The 4,947-nt window shown below is 69.0% G+C and carries 5 protein-coding genes and 1 pseudogene; all 6 read left to right on the plus strand.

Going from position 1 to position 4,947, the window contains the following annotated elements:
* The first annotated feature begins 225 nt into the window (after nucleotides 1-225).
* Entirely contained in the window at nucleotides 226-780 is a 555-nt protein-coding gene (locus CM1CMNOD_RS02260) for an ArsI/CadI family heavy metal resistance metalloenzyme (protein WP_043604572.1), read from the plus strand.
* On the plus strand, nucleotides 780-1,610 hold the full coding sequence (locus CM1CMNOD_RS02265) for an aquaporin (RefSeq protein ID WP_013872061.1): 831 nt from the start codon (nucleotides 780-782) through the stop codon (nucleotides 1,608-1,610). The genes CM1CMNOD_RS02260 and CM1CMNOD_RS02265 overlap by 1 nt, the downstream gene beginning before the upstream one ends.
* Nucleotides 1,611-1,634: 24 nt before the next feature.
* Nucleotides 1,635-2,045, plus strand: a complete 411-nt coding sequence (locus tag CM1CMNOD_RS02270) for an arsenate reductase ArsC (protein ID WP_013872062.1) — start codon at nucleotides 1,635-1,637, stop codon at nucleotides 2,043-2,045.
* Between the two features lie 187 nt (nucleotides 2,046-2,232).
* Nucleotides 2,233-3,381, plus strand: coding sequence for a helix-turn-helix transcriptional regulator (locus CM1CMNOD_RS02275; RefSeq protein WP_050803301.1), 1,149 nt, complete (start codon nucleotides 2,233-2,235; stop codon nucleotides 3,379-3,381).
* Entirely contained in the window at nucleotides 3,378-4,505 is a 1,128-nt protein-coding gene (locus CM1CMNOD_RS23510) for a helix-turn-helix transcriptional regulator (RefSeq protein ID WP_013872064.1), read from the plus strand. Before CM1CMNOD_RS02275 ends, CM1CMNOD_RS23510 begins: the two co-directional genes overlap by 4 nt.
* 137 nt (nucleotides 4,506-4,642) lie before the next feature.
* Nucleotides 4,643-4,947: pseudogene (locus tag CM1CMNOD_RS21395) on the plus strand (hypothetical protein); the annotation flags it as partial.

Consider the following 4,947-nt stretch of genomic DNA (forward strand, 5'->3'; position numbering starts at 1 on the left):
GTCGATGATCTATGCCCGTGAGAACGGCGAGGCCGGACGCGTCGGAATCCGCGCGCGTGCCGGGGCCCGTGGGGGCGGCGCGCGCGGGAAGCGGGGTGGGCAGGGGTGCGGTCGCCATGCGCTTCAGCATGCCTCACCTATTGACAGCCGTCTATGTGTGGGGGCATCGTCGCGTCTGACGGAAGACATTGATGGTCATCGATGCGACGAGAGTTTGTGATCATGATTCCCAGGGTGCAACTGGCGCTGAACGTCTCCGACGTGGACGCGGCGGTCGACTTCTACACGAAGCTGTTCGGGGCTGGCCCGGCGAAGCGCCGGCCGGGATACGCGAACTTCGCGATCGACGTGCCGCCACTGAAGCTGGTGCTGATCGAGAACCCACGGGCCCGGGGCGCCGGGGTGGCCGGCGCGCTCAACCATCTCGGCGTCGAGGTCACCACCTCCGAGGAGGTGACCGCGGCAACCACGCGGCTGGCCGGAGCCGGGCTGGACACGGCGACCGAGGAGAACAGCACCTGCTGCTACGCGGTGCAGGACAAGGTCTGGGTCGACGATCCGGACGGCGCCCCGTGGGAGATCTACACGGTGCTCGCAGACGTCCCTGACAGGACCGACGCCGCTACCGGGGTTGGGCCGGCACTGCGGACGGTGGAACCGGGCGGCGGCCCGGGTTCGGCGTGTGCGTGCGGGCCAGGCGGTGACTGCGCCCCGACGGCGGACACCGGTACGGCCGTTCCGCTCGCCACCGCAGGTCGTGCTGGTCACGCAGGCTGCTGATGGCACAGGTACGGCCGGGCCCACCGCCGCTGGCGCGCCGGCTGGTCGCCGAGGCGATCGGCAGCATGCTGCTGGCCGCCCTGGTGATCGGTTCGGGGATCGCCGCGACACAGCTCAGCCCGGGACAGACCGGGCTGCAGCTGGTGGAGAACGCCGCTGCGACCGCCGCCGGCCTGTTCGCGATCATCCTGATGGTCGGGCCGGTCTCCGGAGGGCATTTCAACCCGGTGGTCTCGGGGGTGGACGCCGCGTTCGGCGGGCTGCCGTGGCGGGACGCCGCGGCCTACGTCCCCGCCCAGGTCACCGGCTGCGTGGGCGGGGCGGTGCTGGCGAATCTGATGTTCGAAGAGCCGGCGGTGTCGATCTCGACGCGGCACCGGGCGTCCGGCGCGCATCTGCTCGCCGAAGTCGTCGCGACCGCCGGCCTCATCCTGCTGATCTTCGCGCTGACGCGCTCTGGTCGAGGCGACCGAGCCCCGGCGGCGGTCGGTGCCTACATCGGTGCGGCCTACTGGTTCACCAGTTCGACCAGCTTCGCGAACCCGGCGATCAGCGTCGGGCGGATGCTCTCCAACACCTTCGCCGGGATCGCCCCGACCTCCGTCCCGGCGTTCGTCGGCATGCAGGCCATCGGCGGCATGATCGGCTACGGGCTGGTGCGCCTGCTCTACCCGCCACCCCCGACCGCTCCCGACCACGCCACACGGGTGCTGTCGCCCCGCAATCAGCCCACTACCGCGTCCAGGGACGTCGCGTCGGACGCCACGACGTCCGGTGGTCGGACGTCCAACAGTACGGCGCCGGGGCTGGCCCGTGGCATCTCGTTGTGAAGACGCGAAGAAAGGAACCGACGTATGTCCGGGAAGCCCTCGGTGCTGTTCGTCTGCGTCCACAATGCCGGGCGGTCCCAGATGGCCGCCGGCTGGCTGACCTGGCTGTCTGGCGGCGCCGTCGACGTGCGTTCGGCCGGGTCGCTGCCGGCCGAACGGGTCAATCCGGTCGCGGTGGCGGCCATGGCCGAGATGGGGATCGACCTTGGCGCCCAGACGCCCAAAGTCTTCACGTCGGAGGCGGTGGAAGCCTCCGACGTGGTGGTCACCATGGGTTGTGGGGACGTCTGCCCGGTCTTTCCCGGGAAGCGGTACGAGGACTGGAAGCTCGACGACCCCGCCGGCCAGGGCATCGACGCCGTCCGCCTGATCCGGGACGAGATCCGGGCTCGTGTCGAGAAACTTCTCCAGGATCTCCTGCCTCCCGTCTCCTGACGATCTCACCTTCGGGGCTGGCCCGCTGCCCACCGCCCAGCACCCCGGGGCGCGCCAGCGCCACCGGAAAGCCATCGAAACATGCGGCGAAGAAGATGCCCTGACGGTCCGTCCGGTGTCCAACCGGATGGGTCGTGTTTTGTTTCTTTCACTTCCGTGTAATGCGATCGACCAGCATGATTGTCCGGTGGCTGTCGATCGAGAATTACTACTCGACCGGGTCGGTGAGCTGGCGGAACGGGTGCGTGCGGTGCTGGAGGGCCCGGCGGTGGAGGACGCCGGTGAGTCGTCGGAGCTGGCGCAGGCGCTCGCGGCGGCCGGTGCCGAGATCCGTGCCGTGCTGTGCGCCCGTCCCACGCCCGACGCCCGGACGGCAGGTGAGCTGTGCCTGGGTCTGGTCGAGCTCAGACGGTTGCGGGGAGAGCTGCGCGAGTACGCGGTGTCGGTGCGGTTCGCGGCGGTGGCCCGGATCCATCGCGGGCTGGCCAAGCTGCGGGCCTGTGAGACCGTCGCCGAGCTGCTGCCCGCGGCGGCGGCCGAGCTCGGAGCGTGTTGCGACTTCGACCGGGCGGTGATCTCGCGGCGTCGGGGGTCGACGTGGCGTGCCGAAGCGGTATGGCTGGCACCGGGGCTGGATCCGAGCGTGTCGCGGGCGACGGAGGTGTATCTGCGTGGGACGTGGATTCCGCTGGGACCCGGCGTCCTGGAGACAGAGCTGATCCGCAGGCGCACCGCCGAGGTGATCGCGGCCGATGACCCGCGGACCAACAAGGAGCTGATGGCCGTGTCGGACAGCGTGGGATACGTGGCCTCGCCGGTGATGCCGGCCGGCCGGGTGATCGGTTTCCTGCAGGCCGACTGCTACGGGTCGCGTCGCGAGCTGACAACACTGGATCGTGACAATCTGTGGACGTTCGCCCAGGGCTTTGGCCTGCTGTTCGAGCGCACAGTTCTGCTGGAGAGGCTCGCCCAGCAGCGGGCCCAGGCCCGGGAGGCTTTCGAGCTGGCCGAACGGCAGTTGCGGCAGCTCGCCGAGGACGAGATCCTGCTCGCCCGCAGTGACCGGGAGCTCGGCGCCGTCGCCTCCCGCGCCGCCGACCTCTTCCGACCCGTGACCGCTGCCGACGACCCGGTGGCGAGCCTGCTGACCGCCCGCGAACGGCGGATCGTCGAACTCATGGTCACCGGCGCGCGCAACAGCGAGATCGCCGACCGGCTGGTGCTCAGCGAGGACACGGTCAAATCTCATGTCAGGAGCGTGTTGCGCAAGCTACGTTCGGCCAACCGCGCGGAAGCGGTGTCGCGATATCTCAAGATTGCAATGTCCCAGTCGTGAATTCGCTCATGAAGTCCAGTTGTGACGCCCCGGCCACGAGCAACGTGAGCGGGCGGGCCACGGACCTGTTCGAGCGTGCCGTACGGCTGCTGGGTGTCGAGCCGGAGCGTGGCCGCGCGGACGCGGTGGACGCGGCGGACGCGCTGAGCGCGGCCTGTGCCGAACGTCTTCTGTCGGGTGCGCCCGACGCCGAGTCGACCGCGGCGCTGGCCCGGCTGGTCTGCGATCTACAGGACCTGGCCGTCGAGCAGGCCGAAACGCGGATGGCATCGCGAGCACGACGCATCGCCCGCTGCGAACGAGGGCTCAGCCTGCTGCGCACGGTGATCAGCTCGAAGGCGCTGGAGGACCGCGTATGTGAGGAGATCGCGGCGAACTGCGGCTTTGCGCGGGTGCTGCTCTCGCGCGTCGAGGACGGCGTCTGGCGGCCGTGGAAGGTCAACAAAATGATACGGGACGAGCCGTGGTTCGCCGCGTGGGTCCAGCGCGAGATCCTGTTGGACGATCTCGTCCTGGAAGCGGAGCTGCTGAGCGAACGCCGGCCAGGCCTGGTGACGAACACCGCGGACCCGCGGGTGCATCCGATCATCCGGGCGGGCGAGGCGACGTCATATGTGGTGGCACCGATCACTCCCGCGGGGCGTGTCGTCGGTTTCCTGCACGCCGACCACGGCAGCGGCGGGCATACCTGCGACGAGACCGATCGTGACGTGTTGTGGGCTTTCAGCGAGGGATTCGGTCATCTCTACGAGCGCTCGGTGCTCGTGGAGCGTCTGCGTCTCCAGCGTGACCGGGTACGTCAGACGCTGGCCGTCGTCGGCGCCGCGCTGGAGGAGCTCACCGAGGCCGAGATCGAACTCGTCACGGCTCCCGACGACGACACTCCCGTCGCCCGGACGGCGTCATCGGTGTTCCGCAGCGAAGGCGGCCTCGACGAGCTGACGGCCCGTGAACGCGAGGTGCTCGCGCTCATCGCGGGCGGCGCCAGCAACCAGGAGATCGCCGAACAGCTCGTCATCACCGTCGGCACGGTCAAGACCCACGTCAAGCACATCCTCGCAAAGCTCGGCGCCGTCAACCGCTCCCAGGCGATCGCGGCCTACCACGGCGTCGTCCAGGACTGAGCGTCCCTGGCGCACCCCGCGTCTACCACCGCCGGGTAGGAATACCACCAACAGGGAAGATGACCCGCCGAGGGTGACGGGCGAACATGAAGTACCGGATCCGGAGCAGACGGCGCCACGACAATTCGTGATGTCGCGTGGCCGGCCTGCCCACGCTGCCACTTCTCGACATGGGAAAGATCTGGAAAACCGTTGTCCGTCAGTCGCCACAGCCTTTCTTCCGTCGCGGCACGAATGGGGAAGCCATGCCGACAGCACCTGTTGACCATCAACTTGACCTGACCACTCAGGACGTTCTCACGTACGGCAGCTGGGGTCTCACACTGGTCCTCCTCGGTTACGCGGTACACCTGGGACGGAAGGAAAGAACACCCTTCTACGCCCTGATCGTCCTCGCCGCCATGGTGGCGGCCTTCGCCGAACCGCTCTACGACGAAGGCCT

It is taken from the genome of Protofrankia symbiont of Coriaria myrtifolia (assembly GCF_900634755.1).
Taxonomy (GTDB): domain Bacteria; phylum Actinomycetota; class Actinomycetes; order Frankiales; family Frankiaceae; genus Protofrankia; species Protofrankia coriariae.